At 62.7% G+C, this 15,433-nt stretch carries 19 protein-coding genes; 10 read left to right on the top strand and 9 right to left on the bottom strand.

Annotation, left to right across the window (positions count from 1 at the left end):
• Window positions 1-130: glutaredoxin family protein (locus tag HMPREF2617_RS06230; protein ID WP_210400830.1), on the bottom strand; the 130-nt coding region annotated here is incomplete at its 3' end.
• Between the two features lie 85 nt (window positions 131-215).
• Here HMPREF2617_RS06230 and HMPREF2617_RS06235 point away from each other — a divergent pair.
• Window positions 216-1,250 carry an HAD family hydrolase gene (locus tag HMPREF2617_RS06235; RefSeq protein ID WP_070421702.1) on the top strand — a complete coding sequence of 345 codons (1,035 nt, stop codon included), beginning with the start codon at window positions 216-218 and terminating at the stop codon, window positions 1,248-1,250.
• Window positions 1,243-1,749 carry a GNAT family N-acetyltransferase gene (locus tag HMPREF2617_RS06240; protein ID WP_070840332.1) on the top strand — a complete coding sequence of 169 codons (507 nt, stop codon included), beginning with the start codon at window positions 1,243-1,245 and terminating at the stop codon, window positions 1,747-1,749. The genes HMPREF2617_RS06235 and HMPREF2617_RS06240 overlap by 8 nt, the downstream gene beginning before the upstream one ends.
• Before the next feature lie 350 nt (window positions 1,750-2,099).
• Here HMPREF2617_RS06240 and HMPREF2617_RS06245 read toward each other — a convergent pair whose 3' ends face one another.
• Window positions 2,100-2,957, bottom strand: a complete 858-nt coding sequence (locus HMPREF2617_RS06245; protein WP_070614949.1) for a class I SAM-dependent methyltransferase — start codon at window positions 2,955-2,957, stop codon at window positions 2,100-2,102.
• Between the two features lie 255 nt (window positions 2,958-3,212).
• Here HMPREF2617_RS06245 and HMPREF2617_RS12085 point away from each other — a divergent pair, with 255 nt between their 5' ends.
• Window positions 3,213-3,368, top strand: a complete 156-nt coding sequence (locus HMPREF2617_RS12085) for a hypothetical protein (protein WP_167594490.1) — start codon at window positions 3,213-3,215, stop codon at window positions 3,366-3,368.
• 4 nt (window positions 3,369-3,372) lie between these two features.
• Here the strand turns inward: HMPREF2617_RS12085 and HMPREF2617_RS06250 are convergent, their stop codons facing one another.
• Together HMPREF2617_RS06250 and arsB are read right to left on the bottom strand one after the other, a co-directional pair.
• Entirely contained in the window at window positions 3,373-3,780 is a 408-nt protein-coding gene (locus tag HMPREF2617_RS06250; protein WP_070828782.1) for an arsenate-mycothiol transferase ArsC, read from the bottom strand.
• A gap of 9 nt (window positions 3,781-3,789) precedes the next feature.
• A complete protein-coding gene (gene arsB / locus HMPREF2617_RS06255; protein ID WP_070840333.1) occupies window positions 3,790-4,869 on the bottom strand; it encodes an ACR3 family arsenite efflux transporter in 1,080 nt (359 codons plus the stop codon).
• Window positions 4,870-4,951: 82 nt separating this feature from the next.
• Here arsB and HMPREF2617_RS06260 point away from each other — a divergent pair, with 82 nt between their 5' ends.
• Window positions 4,952-5,299, top strand: coding sequence for an ArsR/SmtB family transcription factor (locus HMPREF2617_RS06260; protein ID WP_070421732.1), 348 nt, complete (start codon window positions 4,952-4,954; stop codon window positions 5,297-5,299).
• A 28-nt stretch (window positions 5,300-5,327) separates the two neighbouring features.
• Here HMPREF2617_RS06260 and HMPREF2617_RS06265 read toward each other — a convergent pair whose 3' ends face one another.
• From HMPREF2617_RS06265 to HMPREF2617_RS06280, 4 genes are all read right to left on the bottom strand, one after another.
• Window positions 5,328-5,819 carry a carboxymuconolactone decarboxylase family protein gene (locus HMPREF2617_RS06265; protein ID WP_246815277.1) on the bottom strand — a complete coding sequence of 164 codons (492 nt, stop codon included), beginning with the start codon at window positions 5,817-5,819 and terminating at the stop codon, window positions 5,328-5,330.
• 940 nt (window positions 5,820-6,759) lie between these two features.
• Window positions 6,760-7,452: a potassium channel family protein gene (locus tag HMPREF2617_RS06270; protein ID WP_070421731.1), complete on the bottom strand. Its 693-nt coding sequence runs from the start codon at window positions 7,450-7,452 to the stop codon at window positions 6,760-6,762.
• Entirely contained in the window at window positions 7,445-8,821 is a 1,377-nt protein-coding gene (locus tag HMPREF2617_RS06275) for a TrkH family potassium uptake protein (RefSeq protein ID WP_070421730.1), read from the bottom strand. Before HMPREF2617_RS06275 ends, HMPREF2617_RS06270 begins: the two co-directional genes overlap by 8 nt.
• A 37-nt stretch (window positions 8,822-8,858) precedes the next feature.
• Window positions 8,859-9,698: a glycosyltransferase gene (locus HMPREF2617_RS06280; protein ID WP_070421729.1), complete on the bottom strand. Its 840-nt coding sequence runs from the start codon at window positions 9,696-9,698 to the stop codon at window positions 8,859-8,861.
• 48 nt (window positions 9,699-9,746) lie between these two features.
• Between HMPREF2617_RS06280 and HMPREF2617_RS06285 the strand changes: the two genes are divergently transcribed.
• The 5 genes from HMPREF2617_RS06285 (at window position 9,747) to HMPREF2617_RS06305 (ending at window position 14,525) form a co-directional block, all read left to right on the top strand.
• Complete coding sequence (locus tag HMPREF2617_RS06285) at window positions 9,747-10,733, top strand: 1,4-dihydroxy-2-naphthoate polyprenyltransferase (protein WP_141763022.1); 987 nt, start codon at window positions 9,747-9,749, stop codon at window positions 10,731-10,733.
• Between the two features lie 9 nt (window positions 10,734-10,742).
• Window positions 10,743-11,645 (top strand): AEC family transporter, encoded by a 903-nt coding sequence (locus HMPREF2617_RS06290; RefSeq protein WP_070829681.1) that lies wholly within the window; start codon window positions 10,743-10,745, stop codon window positions 11,643-11,645.
• Between the two features lie 73 nt (window positions 11,646-11,718).
• On the top strand, window positions 11,719-12,708 hold the full coding sequence (locus HMPREF2617_RS06295; RefSeq protein ID WP_070840335.1) for a substrate-binding domain-containing protein: 990 nt from the start codon (window positions 11,719-11,721) through the stop codon (window positions 12,706-12,708).
• A complete protein-coding gene (locus HMPREF2617_RS06300) occupies window positions 12,705-13,766 on the top strand; it encodes an ABC transporter permease (RefSeq protein WP_070840336.1) in 1,062 nt (353 codons plus the stop codon). Before HMPREF2617_RS06295 ends, HMPREF2617_RS06300 begins: the two co-directional genes overlap by 4 nt.
• Window positions 13,767-14,525 carry an ATP-binding cassette domain-containing protein gene (locus HMPREF2617_RS06305; protein WP_070421724.1) on the top strand — a complete coding sequence of 253 codons (759 nt, stop codon included), beginning with the start codon at window positions 13,767-13,769 and terminating at the stop codon, window positions 14,523-14,525. It begins immediately after the preceding gene.
• A gap of 81 nt (window positions 14,526-14,606) precedes the next feature.
• Here the strand turns inward: HMPREF2617_RS06305 and HMPREF2617_RS06310 are convergent, their stop codons facing one another.
• A complete protein-coding gene (locus tag HMPREF2617_RS06310) occupies window positions 14,607-14,918 on the bottom strand; it encodes a DUF4229 domain-containing protein (protein WP_070421723.1) in 312 nt (103 codons plus the stop codon).
• 39 nt (window positions 14,919-14,957) lie between these two features.
• Here HMPREF2617_RS06310 and HMPREF2617_RS06315 point away from each other — a divergent pair, with 39 nt between their 5' ends.
• Window positions 14,958-15,224, top strand: a complete 267-nt coding sequence (locus tag HMPREF2617_RS06315; RefSeq protein ID WP_070421775.1) for a hypothetical protein — start codon at window positions 14,958-14,960, stop codon at window positions 15,222-15,224.
• Window positions 15,225-15,433: the final 209 nt, after the last annotated feature.

The raw sequence follows: 15,433 nt of genomic DNA on the forward strand, positions 1-15,433 counted from the left end.
TGTCGGGGTCCAGGTCGACGTCGACAAGCATTAGCTCCGCGCCACACTTCTCCACTACCGGAGCAATCTGCGCCGCCACCCGCTCGCACGAACCGCACGTGGACCGCACCATCAACTCCACCGTCTTCATCCGAACTCCTCTACATCGTGTCTGCGGCGCTCGCCGTTGTACGATTGCTCACGCTAACACCGCCACCGAAAGAGTCACGATCGCCATGTCAGAACAGCGGGAATTCCTTGCACAATGGTCAGTCTCTCAAGGAAACCTCCGCCGCTTCCTTGAGGACCTTGCACTGCCCCCGCTTGACGACGACGCCCAGCGCACCGCCGGCCAAGCCGCCGCCGCTGCCGCCGTTGAAGAAACCTTTGGCATCAACATCCAAGACTTCGCCCTCGGCGTCGACTCTGTCGGCGGCGCCTTCAAAACCGCGGGCCGCCAAAAAATCACCCAGCCGGACCCCGAAATTCCCCAGGACCTCGAGGCGGCGGCATTCTTCGACATCGACAACACCCTCATCCAGGGCTCGTCGCTAATCCTGCTCGCCCAAGGCCTGTTCAAGAAACGCTTCATCACCTTGCGCGAACTCGCCCCGGCCCTGTGGAAGCAGATCCGCTTCCGTGTCTCCGGATCCGAAAACGCCGACGACATCGCCGAAGGTCGCGAGCAGGCCCTTGCCGTGGTCAAAGGCAAACGTGTCGACGAGCTCAAGGAGGCCTGCCAGGAGATCGTCGACAAGCAGATGCTGAACAAGTCCTACTCGGACGTCATCGAACTGGCCTCCATGCACATCGCCGCCGGCCAGCAAGTCTGGCTCGTCTCCGCCACCCCGGTCCAGATCGGCCAGGCCCTGGCGGAGACCCTCGGGTTCACCGGCGCTTTGGGCACCGTCGCGGAAGAAGAGGACGGCAAGTTCACCGGCCGACTCGTCGGCGACATCCTCCACGGCCCCGGCAAGAAGCACGCCGTGGCCGCCCTGGCCGCGCTGCAGCAACTCGACCTGAAGCAGTGCACCGCCTACTCCGACAGCATCAACGACCTCCCCATGCTTGAGATGGTCGGCTCCCCCGTTGCCGTCAATCCGGACCGCGCGCTGCGTCGCCACGCAAAAGCCCAAGGCTGGGCCGTCCGCGACTACCGCTCCGTTCGCCGCGCCGTGCGCCTGTCCGCCCTGCCAGTATTGGGCGCTGCGGGAGCGTTCTCGCTGTGGCGCCTGTGGAACAAGCGGCAGGAAAGGACTCACCATGCCTGATGCGTTTGCCCTGCGCACCCCGCGGCTTGAGTTGTCGGTGCCGACAGATGCGGATATCGACGCCATCTTTGCCATCCACTCAGATCCCCGCACCTACGAGCACCGCCCCGAGCTGACAATGAAGACCCGCGATGAGGCTGTCGAGCTTGCGCGCTCGTGGCAGAACAATTGGGCTGAGCAGCAGTTGGGCTACTACACGGTACGCACCCTCGACGGCGCGACCATCGGCTTTACCGGGGTACGGCACAGCGAGGAAGCCGACGAAGAAGTCCTGAACCTCTACTACCGATTCGCACCAGAATCGCAAGGCCAGGGCTACGCCAAAGAAGCCGCGGCTGCCGCGATTGCCAGCGCCCGCGAGCGCTTCCCGTCGCTCCCCGTCATCGCCATCATCGACCCTGTGAATGAGGCATCGATTGGCCTAGCTGTGAGGCTCGGACTTGCGCATGTTCCCGGAGCGGGCGTCCCCGGCGACTACGAGGTGTACCGGCTTTCCTAGGTGGGAAAGTCCGCGTTGGTTGGGACTGTTCGGTGGGTATTGGGGCACGCACGGTTATTGATACTCAAAACCACCGGCGAGGGCCCCTCCTCAACAGAACACTAGCTAGATACCGAGGAAGCCTCTTCACGTTGGTGTCCACTCTTGAGTGGTTTGCTATGAGCTGAGTATAACGAAAAACTGCAGTCCTCGGCTCTCTCCTGATTTATGGAGGGTCAACGGCTGCAGTGTGGACACGAGAATATCGCAGATGGTTTTTAGATACAACCCTTCGGTGAACCTCGACTATCGCCTCCCGTGTCCTTTTGGGTTTGCCTGCCCACCGAAGGTTCGTCGATAGGCAAAGGCTCTTAGGGCTTTGTTGCGGTAATGGCGAATTGGAGTGGTAGGCGCTCGGGATTATCGCGGAGGATGAAACCGCGGGAGTCTTCGACCATCAGCTCCGGCCACGGGCACCACGCGGAGTACGGAGTTTCCTCAAGAGCGGTGACGGTCAGCCCCGCGTCGATGAGCGCAGTAACAATTTCGCCGAGAGAGTGGTTCCACTGATGGTTGCGTGGGCTAGCAAGTTTTGGCGCTCCTGGAGTGGTGACGTAGCTTTCCTCGTCCTCCCAGGTGAGCGGATCAGGCATTTCAAAATACGGCTGCTCAATGCGCAGACCTTGGGAAACGTCCTCTCCGATTGTCATGAACATGGGGTGGTCGTCGCGGATGAAAAACATGCCGCCGGGAGCGAGCAGCTTTGCGACGACCTCCGCCCATCGACGCACCTGCGGAAGCCAGCACAGCACACCTGCGGAGGTGTAGACGAGATCGAATTCGCCGTCGACCGCTTCTCGAGCGTCATAGACGTTGCTCTGGATAAACTCCACGTCCGCGTCGGCTTGGGCGGCGAATTCGCGGGCGTATTTGAGTGACTCCGCAGAGAGATCCACGCCGATGACTCGGGAGGCTCCGCGGCGGGCAAATCCGATGGTGTCGGTGCCCACGTGGCATTGCAGGTGACACACGGACTTCCCGGTGAGGTCGCCGAAGCGGTCAATGTCCACCGCGAGGACATCGCTAATAGCTGCCTTGTCCGCGATCAACTCATCTTTACCGCCGTAGTTGCCGAACATGTGGGCGTGGGCCCGTGAATCCCAGTTGGCTTGGTTATCCGCGAACCAGGAAGCGGTCTCGGACCGCGGTGAGTTAGTCTCCGCGTGCATCGTTACTCCCTCCTACGTCTCATTCCGTTGCCTGAGTTACGCAACTTTAGTTATATTGAAATCAATCGAGACCCCCTCCGAGCTTCCCGTAAGATCAGCGTCATATGAGAGGGGGGCTTTTACCTCGCGGTTACGGCGGCTTCACCCTCATACCGGAACGGCATCGCACGTCCTAAACATTCTTGAGCTTGCGGCTTCGCCCCCGCTTTCCACTCACAAAGCACAACCATGTAATTCGTGCCACAATGCGGCGGTGTGAGGATCGAGAAGCAACGCTCCCGAAAACCGTCTAGTAATCCGAAGTACGCAACCTCCCCCTCCACCACCCACTACCGCGGCACGTCGCCGGCGCGCATGCAGGCGACGAGGTTGCGCAACAAGCAGCGAATCCCGATGATCCCGGCGTACTAGGGCGCTACAGGAGTTCGTCGATAAGCGAGCGCACGCGATTGTCAATGTCGTCGCGCACGAGGCGCATGCGCTGCATGCCCTCGATGCCGCGGTGCGAGGGTTCGTCGGTACGCCAGCGCTCCAGCGTGCCGCGGGCGTCATCGGGCATGTCCACCTGCGCGTCTTCGCCGAGCACCACGACGCGATCAACGCTGCGCAGCAGTTCGGGATCGATGGGTTTGGGCGTGCCGTGCGACATGTCGGCGCCAGCCTCTGCGATCGCCTCGACGGATTCCTGATTCAGCGACGTACCAGGTTTGGTGCCAGCGGAGTGGATGCCGAGCTGGCTACCCGCGTGCTTCTCGGCGAGGGCCGCCGCCATCTGGGACTTTCCGCCGTTGCCGACGCACACAAACAGGACTGAGGGCTTCATAACGCCTCCTTAGGACAATTTGGGCAAGGTGGGATCGCCCGGGAACAGTTTCGGGCCGATCCCGCGCATGAGGTAGACGAGGCCGACGAGGATAGGGATCTCGATAAGCGGCCCGATCGTGCCCGCCAACGCCTGGGCGGACGTGGCGCCGAACGTGCCGATCGCAACGGCGATGGCCAACTCGAAGTTGTTGCCCGCCGCGGTAAAGGACACGGACGCGGACTGGGCGTAGCCCATCCCGGACGCCTTGGACACCACGAGCGCGATGGCGAACATGCCGACGAAGTAGCCCAACAGCGGGATCGCTACCCGTGCCACCGTCCACGGTTGGGAGAGGATCTGGTCGCCTTGCAACGAGAAGAGCAGGACGATTGTGTACAGCAGGCCGATCAGCGCGAGCGGGGAGATCCGGGGCAGGAAGGTGTTTTCGTACCAGTCGCGGCCCTTGGTGCGCTCACCGATGATGCGAGACAGCAGCCCGGCGAGCAGCGGGATGCCCAAAAAGACCAACACGGAGGACACGATTGCCCAGAAGGAGAACTCCACCGAGGTGGTCTCCAAACCCAGCCAGCTGGGCAGGATTTGCAGGTAGAACCAGCCGAGTACCCCGAACATGAGAACCTGGAACACCGAGTTGATGGCCACGAGCACTGCGGTGGCTTCACGGTCGGCGCATGACAGGTCCGACCACACCAGCACCATGGCGATGCAGCGAGCGAGACCAACGATGATGAGGCCGGTGCGCAGCTCCGGCTCATCCGGCAGGAAGATCCAGGCGAGTGCGAACATGAACGCGGGGCCGACGATCCAGTTCAAGATGATTGAGACGGTCATTAACCGTTTGTCGGTGGCAATCTCGCGGGTCTTGTCGTAGCGCACCTTGGCCAAGGGCGGGTACATCATCACCAACAGGCCGAGCGCGATCGGAAGCGAGATGCTTCCGACTTCGAGACTCTCAAGTGCGCCCGAAAGTCCCGGCACTGCCCGTCCAAGAGCGAGGCCCGCCGCCATGGCGAGCATGATCCACACTGGTAGGAAGCGGTCAAGAAACGACATACGCTCTACTGGCTGAGAGGTTGTGTCTTCCATCTGGAATCCTTATCTATTGACAGCATTCAAAACGAACACTAAGCCTCATATTTATCACCGTCAATATGACGAGGTAGGAAGCATGAAGGATTACGTCGCCACTACAGAAAACACTGACCTCGACTGCTGCTCACTGGGCTCCGGCTTGCTCTCCGAAGACGACGCGACGCGCTACTCAGCCCTATTCAAAGTTTTAGCGGACCCCGGACGGCTACAACTTCTCTCCAGAATCGCCGAAGAGGGCTGCGAGCCGATGAGCGTGGGCGAACTCACGCAACGCTCCGGGCTAAGCCAACCGACAGTTTCCCACCACCTCAAAATGCTTACCGAGGCCGGCCTCCTAGAAAAGAGCCGCCAGGGCAGGACGGTCATACACCGGCTGCGCCCGGAGCTGTTCCAGGAACTTCGCACCGTGCTGCAGATGGACTGAGACTAACGGCGCAGGGCTTCAATGTTTGTCATTCATTACCGAGGTCAAACGCGTCGACTCGTGAAAGGCTTCGTGGATCCATCCGGGTGGTGATGGCGATGCGGTTCCACGCGTTGATTGCGACAATCGCCATCAATACGTTTCGTGCTTCCTTTTCGCCGAGCTGCTCCTCGACGCGTTCCCAGAGTTCATCCGGAACGGAGCTCTCGCCGTTGATTCTCGTCACTGCATCGGTCAGTTCGAGAACGGCTCGTTCTTTTTCGGTGAACTGCTCGCGATTGTCGGTCCAGTTCTCCGCCTGCGAGACGCGCTCCTTGGACCAGCCATCTTTCCTTGCGTCCCGTCGGTGCATTGCCAGGCAGTAAACACATTGGTTCAACGCAGATGCACGAAGTTGGACGAGGTGTGACGCGTCCTTTTCAACCCGTGCGCGCACATAGGTTTCCAGGCCTAGCATCGGAGCGTAAGCAACTTTGGGGATCGGCTTGCGGGGTGTGTGCGACATGCCACGACGGTACACATCAACTCCCCTTACTGTTGCGACCGGTTATTTGGTAGCAGTGTCGTGACTATCCGGTAGCGCTTCAGTGAGTATCCGGTAGCGGCTCAAATTGCATTCGGTGATGGTTCCCGTATCCGCTTCATTCGGGTGCGGCTCGTTCCGGATGAAGTCCGCTTTTGAAATTGGAGCTATGCCGCGGAAGCCTCTACTGTCGGCGCGACTCTTCGGCACTAAATTGAACCCAGCCCGGTTGCAGTTCACCTCGCTTCAGGAGCGGCCCAAGCCCATCCTTGATGCACGACGCTTCGGGGGAGTTGGTACCGCGGTTCCGCGTAGTTGGTACCGGTGCTCCGCGTACTTGGTACTGCAGGGCGCTTTCATAGTTCATGCTTCAAGTACCGTGTTTCGGTGAAGCTGTGACAGCGCGACCTGTCATAAGAAGGAGACGCCTGGAGCCTGCTCGCGAACTGCACCGCTGTCTCGATTCCAGGCCGACAACAGTGGTCGTGGGACTTTCTGGGGAGCCCGGGCCCCGAGCGTTCTCAGCACCGAAGACTCGCTGGACCGTTGTGGGCAGTTGCGAATAACGCTGACGGAGAGCCGGCTGCAACATAGCGGACACCGAAGCCGCATAGAAGTCTTCACCATGCGCAAGGACACCCCCAGTGGCCTGCTCGAACGAGTAATGCCTGCAGCCGGGGTCATACAGTCGGCCCGGCTCGGCTGTCCAGGTACCAACTACTCGGAACGCGGCAGTACCGAGCCCTCGGAGCGCCGGCATCAAACCCGCCCCTGTCAACGCGGCCATCCCTGGATCCTTGACAGACCCGCCGCCCGTGCCGAGCCTAGGCGAGCCTCCGCTACCGGATACTCACTCAGGCGCTACCAGATACTCACCACACCGCTACCATTTCAGTCTTCTAAACACCCCCCTTACACCGCAGCAGAAACAGACCACCTACAGCTGTGAGAACCGCTCCAGGTCGTCGGGCGCACCGGCAAGCACGACCAGGTCGGAAGCGGTCAGTTCCATGCCTGGTGCGAATGGGTGCCACTGGCCTGAGCCGTTGCGCACTGACACCACTTGCACGCGGTGTTTGTCCCAGAGACGCGAGGCGTCGCAGGGGCCGTCGAGTAGCGGGCGTGGCGGGACCATCTTGATCACGCCGTAATTCTCGGCAAGTTCGGCGAAGTCCTGGAAGCGTCCGCCGAGCAGGTGGGCGACGCGGCGGCCGGTGTCGTGCTCTGGGCGGACGACGTGGGCGACGCCGAGGCGTTGCAGGATGCGGGCGTGGGATTCGGAGTCGGCTTTGGCCCAGATGTCAGGTACGCCGAGATCGACAAGGTTCGAGGCGGTGAGGATAGATGCCTCGAGCGCGGAGCCGATGCCGATGACGGCACGTTCCACTTCTTGGACACCGAGTTGGCGCAGGGCTTCGAGGTCGGTGGTGTCGGCCACGATGGCGTCGGTAAGCAATGGCGCATGATCGCGCACGAGTCGCTCATCAACGTCGATGCCGAGGACCTCTACGCCGTGGCGGGTCAGTTCGTGGGCAAGCGCGCCACCGAAGCGGCCGAGGCCGATGACCACAACCGGTGGGATGTCGATGCGTTGTTTGCTCCGCAACAGGGAGCCGGGGAAGCTAGCCAATGAAAGGCCTTTCTACTGGGTAGTCGTACCTGCGCACGACGTTACGGGCGGCAAGCGCCGCCACGAGAGTGAACGGGCCAATGCGCCCGAGGTACATCAAAAGACACAGCACGAGTTGGGAGGGCACGCTTAGCGACGAGGTAATGCCCGTGGATAGGCCTGTCGTGGCAAAGGCTGACATGACCTCGAAGCTGATTTGGTCCGCGGTGAACTGGGGGTCGAACACCCGGAGCGCGGCCACGCCGAGGGTGACCGCAGTAACGCCTGCGGCGGCGACCGTCATGGCCTGGCGGACCACCGACTTTGGGACGGTGCGTTTGCCCACGGTGGTCTGGTCACGCCCGCCAAACTCAGCTGCCATGGCGGCAATCAGCACGATCGCGGTGGTGATCTTGATGCCACCCGCGGTACCTGCGGAGCCGCCGCCGATAAACATGTAGATGTCGGTGACCATGAGCGTGATCGGGTGGGCGTCGGCGTAGTCGATGGAATTGAACCCGGCGGTACGCGGGGTGACGCCGCTGAAGAACGCGTTGAGGAGCTTCGTGCCCGTGGACATGTCTGCAAGGAATCCTCGCCACTCCAGCACGGCGATGAGCGCCATGGCGGAGAGCACCAGAAACGTTGTGCCAGCAAGGGTAATGCGGGTGGTTACTGAAAGTCTCCGGGCGCTGACTGGTGTGCCGCGCAGCAGGCCGCGGAAGCGCTCCCGGCTGCGGCCAACCAACTCGGAAAGCACCGGGTAGCCGAGCCCGCCGATCATCAGCGCGCCTGCCAGCGGCAGGAGGATCCAGCCGTCCGAGTTGTACGAGATCAGGCTGTCCGAGCGCAGCCCAAACCCGGCGTTGTTAAACGCGGAAATTGCGTGGAAGATCCCCTCGCCCGCCGCGCTGAGGACCGGCATGTCGTATTCGACCATGAAGCGGAAGAACAGGATCACTGCAACAAACAGTTCGAAGGCGAAGGTGAGCAATAGCGTAGCGACGAGCGTGGCACGCACCCCGCCTTCCAAAATCGGACGCCCTTCAGCAGCCGTAGAGTAGCGCGACCGCAACTTCACTCGGCCAGTCAGCAGCATGCCGGTCAGCGAGGCAATACTCATGATGCCCAGGCCGCCGACCTGGATCAGCGTGATAACGATGACGCGGCCCGCGATACTCCAGTGGCTGCCGGTATCCACCGTGACCAGGCCCGTCAGCGATGTGGCGGACGTGGCGGTAAACAAGGCATCCATGAACGGCGTTGCTGTGCCGTCGGCTGAGGCGAACGGCATGCACAACAACGCAGTGCCGAACGCGATCAGTACGAGAAAACCCAGCGCAGTCAGCTGCGCCGGACGGAACCACCGTGGGGTGGATGGTGTGCTCACGCGTAAAAGCGTAGTCCTCCACCGCCGTGTACACCCACTACACAGCAGCGAGGAGCAGGTTCACGTCCTTCTCGGTGTAGGTTGCGGCGATTTGGGTGTCGTTGCCGCCGGCGAGGTTGTCGCGGGACAGGCGCACGCGTTGGGAGCCGGGCACGAGCGGGAACGAGGCGGGGCGGTCCGCCACCTGGCGGACGGGGAATCCGGCGCGAAGCGCACAGTGGTTGAGCCAGACGTCGTCGGCGCGCGGGGAGACGTCGAGAAACGCTGTGCCGCGGGAGGCGACGAACTCCACCATGTTCGGTGGGTACAGCACGCCGTCCACGCCGGTGGCGAAGTTCAGGTGAGATGGCTCGGTGGTGCGGACGGGGCGCCACTTTTTGTAGGGGGCGATGGTGTCGCAATCAAGCGTGATGCGGTGGGCGCGAAACGCGGTGACGTTCGACGGGTCGGCTGCGTTGGTGAGGGTGGTGGCGAAGTTGCGGGGGTAGAGGACGTCGTCGTCAACCGTGATCACGCTATGGCCGGGCAGTTCCTGGAAGGTACCGAAGTACTTCGTGTGGGGTCCGAGGCCGCCGGGGGACTTATGGACGTGCAGGCCACGGTCCACGAGCCCGCGCAAGGTGGCGGGCCACGGTGCATGAAAGTCCACCGGGTCGAGCCACAAATGCACCGGCAGGCGTTTCGTGCCCACAAGAAGCGAGGCGATCGCGGACGCCGCCGACTTCACCCTCGAGCCGTGTGTGGTCAGGGAGATGACGGTATCCCCGCTGGTAGGGAAGGCAATATCGGCGTGTTGCGCGGCGTGGTTCAGGATTGGCAGCCGCACAAACGCGCTCGTCGCCACGAGCCCCTGGCGCACGGCATAGTCAATCCACATGGCGAACTACCCTAGCCCACCGCAGCGCAAGGGTGCATGATGGAGTGCATGACTGATTCCGCCACATTGCACCACTGGTGGGAGGCCGCACGCCCCCACACCTGGCCAAACGCCTTCGCCCCCGTCATCGCCGGCACCGGCGCCGCCGCCCTCTACGGGCTCGCGGACCTGGAGTACGCAATCTTGGCGTTCATCGTGGCGTGGGCGCTGATCATCGGCGTGAACTTTGCCAACGACTACTCCGACGGCATCCGCGGCACGGACGAGGACCGCACCGGCCCGACCCGCCTGACCGCGGCCGGGCTTGCGGAGCCGGAGCATGTGAAACTCGCGGCGTTTGCGTCGTTCGCGGTGGCTGCCGTATTTGGCATCATCCTCTCCGTCGCCTCGGGCGCGTGGTGGCTGATCCTGGTTGGCGCGCTGTGCATCGCCGCGGCCTGGTTCTACACCGGCGGCAAGAGCCCGTACGGATACTCGGGCTTTGGCGAAGTATCTGTTTTTATCTTCTTCGGCCTCGTCGCCGTGATTGGTACGGCGTTTACGCAGACCGGGTTCGTGTCCTGGGAGGCCCTCCTGTGCGCCATCGCGGTCGGTGCGATCTCCGCGTCGGTGAACCTGGCCAACAACATCCGCGACATCCCCACCGATGCCGAGGCCGGGAAGCGCACGCTTGCAGTGCGGCTTGGCGACGACAACTCGCGCCGCCTCTTCACCTTCCTCACCCTCGTCCCGTTCGGGGTGTCGATCGTGCTGGCCATCTCTGCAAAGCCTGCGCTTGCGGCGTTTATTGCCCTGCCATTTGCGGTAGCGGCAATTATGAAGGTGCGCAGCGGCGCTGAAGGCAAGGACCTCATCCCGGTGCTGGGCATGAACGGCAAGGCGATGCTGATCTGGTCGGTGGTGACAGCCCTGGCCATGGCGTCGGTGGGCTCAGCGATTTTCGGCGGCGCGGGCGAGCCCGTGCCGTACACCTCCGACATGCCGAACGAGAGCGATTTCGGGTGGAGTGAGTACGTCCCGAAGGAGACGTTCTAAGGTAACGGCATGCTTGACGTCCTTACCGGTTTTGCCATCATCTTCACTGTCATCGCAGCGGGGTGGTGGCTTGCTCACAAAGGCGTCATTGGACCGGGCGAGCAACGTCTACAGCTCAACCGCATCGCGTTCTACGTGGCCACCCCGGCGCTGATCTTCTCCTCAGTGGCGGTCTCGGACACGGACGCGTTTTTCTCCCCGGTCATTTTGGTCATCGCGATTGCCACGGTGGCCACGATGATCATCTACTGGATCATCAGCGCCGTGTGGTTCAAGCAGGACACGGCGGAGACGATGGCGGGTGCGGCGTCGTCGAGTTACTACAACTCGGTCAACATCGGCCTGCCCATTGCCACGTATGTGCTGGGCGATCCGACGTACGTCATCCCGGCGCTGGTGCTGCAGATGGCGGTGCTCTCCCCCATCGTTATCGCAGGTCTGGACCGCGGCGCGTCGGGCGTGCTCAAGTCGGTCCTTGCTGGTCTGACCGCCCCGGTTGTTGTTGCGGCTTTCGCCGGTTTTGCCGTGTCCGCGTCCTCGTGGACCGTGCCCGAACCAGTGCTGGCCCCCTTGGAAATCCTCGGCGGCGCCTCCATCCCGCTGATCCTCATGAGTTTCGGCGCGTCGCTCACGGGCGAGAAGGTCCTCCAGAGCCACCGCTTACCGACGATCACCGCTACCGCCCTCAAACTCATCGGCATGCCGGCGGTGGCGTGGGTCGTCGCTACGCAAATGGGCTTGACCGGCAGCGACATGTACGCCGCCCTGATCCTGTGTGCGCTGCCGACCGCCCAGAACGTGTACAACTACGCGGCCACGTACCGCTCCGGCGAAGTGATCTGCCGCGACACCGTCTTCCTCACCACTTTCCTGGCGCTACCTGCAATGTTGCTTATTGCGGGAGTCTTCTGAGTCGGCCCGCGGCGCTGCCTGTGACGCTGCCCATGACCTTGACAAATAGGGTGCTTTGGATCACACTCTTGTAATGCTCAAGGCACGGAAAACACTCGTTGCCGCAGCGCTGATGGCTGCGACGATGCTCGCCGGGTGCTCGTCGACAGGCGGCGCCCCGCGGGCAGAAAACACCGAAGGCACCGCCGGCGGCGTGGACACTCCGCGCTACGTCGTCGCCATGGTCACCCACGGCGCACCGGGCGACACCTACTGGGACCTCGTGCGCAAGGGCGCCGAGGACGCAGCCAAGAAAGACAACATCGAGCTGCGCTACTCCTCCGACCCGCAGGCCCCCAACCAGGCGAACCTGGTGCGCTCTGCCGTGGACGCCGGTGTGGACGGCATCGCCGTGACCATGCCGAACGCCGAGGCCATCGGCCCAGCAGCCCGCAATGCTGTTGACCACGGCATCCCCGTCGTGGGCCTCAACGCCGGCATGAGCAAGTACCAGGACTACGGCATGACCGGCTTCTTCGGCCAAGACGAAACCGTGGCGGGCAACGCCGCCGGCGAGCGCCTCAAGGAAGAAGGCAAGAAGAAGGTCCTGTGCATCATCCATGAGCAGGGCAACTCCTCGCAGGAAGCGCGTTGCGACGGCGTGCGTAACGGCCTCGGCGGCGACGTCGAACTGCTCTACGTCAACGGCCAGGACCTCACCTCTGTGCAGTCCACGATCACCTCGAAGCTGTCGCAGGACAAGAGCTTCGACACCGTGTTTGCCCTCCAGGCGCCGGTGGCCATGCGCGCCACCGAATCCGTGAAGCAGTCCGGCTCCGAGGCGCAGGTTGCCACCTTTGACACCAACGCCGAGCTTGTCGACGCCATCGCCGACGGCCGCGTCGCCTTCGCCGTCGACCAGCAGCCATACCTGCAGGGTTACCTTGCCGTGGATTCATTGTGGGTCGCGAAACGCAACGGCGGCACCCTCGGTGGAGGACGGCCGGTGTACACCGGGCCGTCGTTCGTCGATAAGTCGAACGTGGACAAGGTCGCTGAGGCCGCAAAGGCAGGTATGCGATGAGCACTGCCGTCACAGCCGACGAGTCGCGCGAGGAATCGACCTCCGGCGACGACCGACTACGCACCCACACCGGACTAGCCAAACTAATCCGGCGCCCCGAGTTCGCGTCCCTGCTCGGCTTCATCGCCATCTTCGCGTTCTTCCTGTCAGTCGCGCCCGCATTCCGTTCCTTTGAAGCGTTTGCGACCACGTTGTACGCGTCGTCGACACTGGGCATCGTGGCACTCGCCGTCGGACTGCTCATGATCGGCGGGGAATTCGACCTGTCCTCAGGCGTCGCCGTCACCACCGCCGCGCTCGCCGCTACGATGCTGAACTACAACCTGCACCTCAACTCGTGGGTCGGCGCCTTCATGGCTTTGGGCATCTCCCTGGCCATCGGCGCACTCAACGGCTTTTTGGTCACACGCACCGGCATCGACTCTTTCCTGATCACCCTGGCGGCCTTCCTCATGCTGCAGGGCCTCAACCTCGCCGTGACCAAGTTCATCACCGGCCAGGTGGCCACGCCGACCATCGCCGACATGGAGGGCTTCCCGTCCGCCCGCAAGGTCTTCGCCGGCACCTTCACCATCGGCGACGTCACCCTCAACGTGACCGTGCTGTGGTGGATCCTGTTCGTCGCCATCGCCTCGTTCGTGCTGTTTCGCACCAAGTTCGGCAACTGGATCACCGCAGTCGGCGGCGACCAGGACGCAGCCCGCGCCGTCGGCGTGCCGGTTCGCCGCGTGAAGATCCTGCTGTTCATGGGCGTCGGCTTCGCCGCCTGGTTCGTCGGCATGCACACTCTGTTCGCCTTCGACTCCATCCAGGCCGGCCAAGGCGTGGGCAACGAATTCCTCTACATCATTGCCGCCGTCATCGGTGGCTGCGCCATGACCGGCGGCCGCGGCACCGCAGTGGGCACCGCCATCGGCGCGCTGATCTTCGGCCTGACTAACCAGGGCATCGTCTACGCCGGCTGGAACCCCGACTGGTTCAAGTTCTTCCTCGGCGCAACGCTGCTCTTCGCCGTGTTCACCAACACGTCCTTCGCCAAATACACCAAGGGGCGCTAAGTGGCTGTCATCGAACTGAAAAACATCACCAAGTCCTACGGCAGCTTCGACGCCCTGCGCGGCGTGAACCTGACCGTCCGTGAAGGCGAAGTCACCTGTGTCCTCGGCGACAACGGCGCCGGCAAGTCCACGCTGATCAAGATCCTTGCCGGGCTCCACCAGCCCACATCGGGCGAATTGCTTATCGACGACACCCCCACCACCTTCACCTCCCCCCGCGACTCCATCGACACCGGCATCGCCACCGTGCACCAAACGCTCGCGATCGTCGACGAGTTAAGCGTGTGGCGCAACTTCTTCCTCGGCCAGGAACTCACCGGCCGCTTCGGTGCACTTCGCGACACCGAAATGAAACAGATCTGCGCCGAACAACTCCGCGAAATGGGCATCGACATCCCCGACGTCGACGTCGATGCCGGCAACCTCTCCGGCGGCCAACGCCAGGTCGTCGCCATCGCACGTGCCGTCTACTTCGGCGCCCGCGTGCTTATTCTCGACGAGCCCACCGCCGCCCTCGGCGTCAAACAATCCGGCGTGGTCCTGCGCTTCGTGGCGGCCGCCCGCGACCGCGGCATCGCCGTCGTCTTAGTCACCCACAACCCCCACCACGCCTACCTGGTCGGTGACCACTTCACCATCCTGAAACTCGGCCGCCAGGAGCTCGATGAGCCCCGCGAGAACGTCACGCTCGACGAGCTCACCCACCAAATGGCCGGCGGCGGCGAACTCGAGGCGCTCAGCCACGAACTCGGCCGCTAGCGACGGCTATCGGCGCCCTGGCTGCTCGCGCCGGCGCTCTGGCTGCTCGCGCCGGCTGTCCGCGCTGCGCTGCCGGCGCCTCTAGCGGTCCGCGAGCTCGCTCTGGATCCACTCCTTGCGAGCATCGCGCTGACGCTTCAGCTCCGCCACCGCCGCGTTCGCCTCCAACCGCTGGCGCTTAAACACCAGCATGGACAGCGGGAACGCCACGATAAGGGCAAGGAGGGCGGACATGATGACGGGCACGGGGGCGTCGATAAGCACTGCAAAGAGCTGAATCACAACCGTCAGCGCAATGAACAACACCAACCGCAACACGCCATACACCGCGACCGCCCTATTCGCGCGCGACTTAGCCTGCGGATCTACCTGCGGAGAAGTTTCCTCATTCACATGGCTAACCCTAACCGGCGGGCAAGTATGTTTAAAACCATGGGAAGATTGCTACTCCTTGCATTGATCATCCTGGCCGTCATCCTCATGTGGAAAGCGTTCGGCCCCGGCTCCGCGCAGCGCTACGGCAGCCAGCGCGGCCTCCAGGAACCCCAAAAGCCGGTCATTAAAGGTCCTGACGATGACGAAGAGTTCCTCTGGAACATCGAGAAGAACCGGTTCAAGGAGCGCCGCGCCCGCGAAGAAGCCGAACGCAAGCGCCGCGAGGATGAAGAACGCCGCCGGCGCCGCGGTGAACTGGACTAGGGGCGGGTTTGCAAATAGTTCCCCGCCCGGGAACTTTCTTGGGTTTGGGAGGAGAAATATTTCACTTCCCCCAGGTCGGTTTTTGAGATCGCGCAAATAGTTCCCGGGTTCCGGCGCGGGCGTGGAACTATTTGTCCCTCCCTGACAGATTTTGCGAAATCTGTCAGGGCCGATTTCTGACCAGGCGCAATGCGGTGCGCTGACAGATT

The sequence above is a fragment of the Corynebacterium sp. HMSC070H05 genome, assembly GCF_001837615.1.
Classification (GTDB): Bacteria; Actinomycetota; Actinomycetes; order Mycobacteriales; family Mycobacteriaceae; genus Corynebacterium; species Corynebacterium coyleae.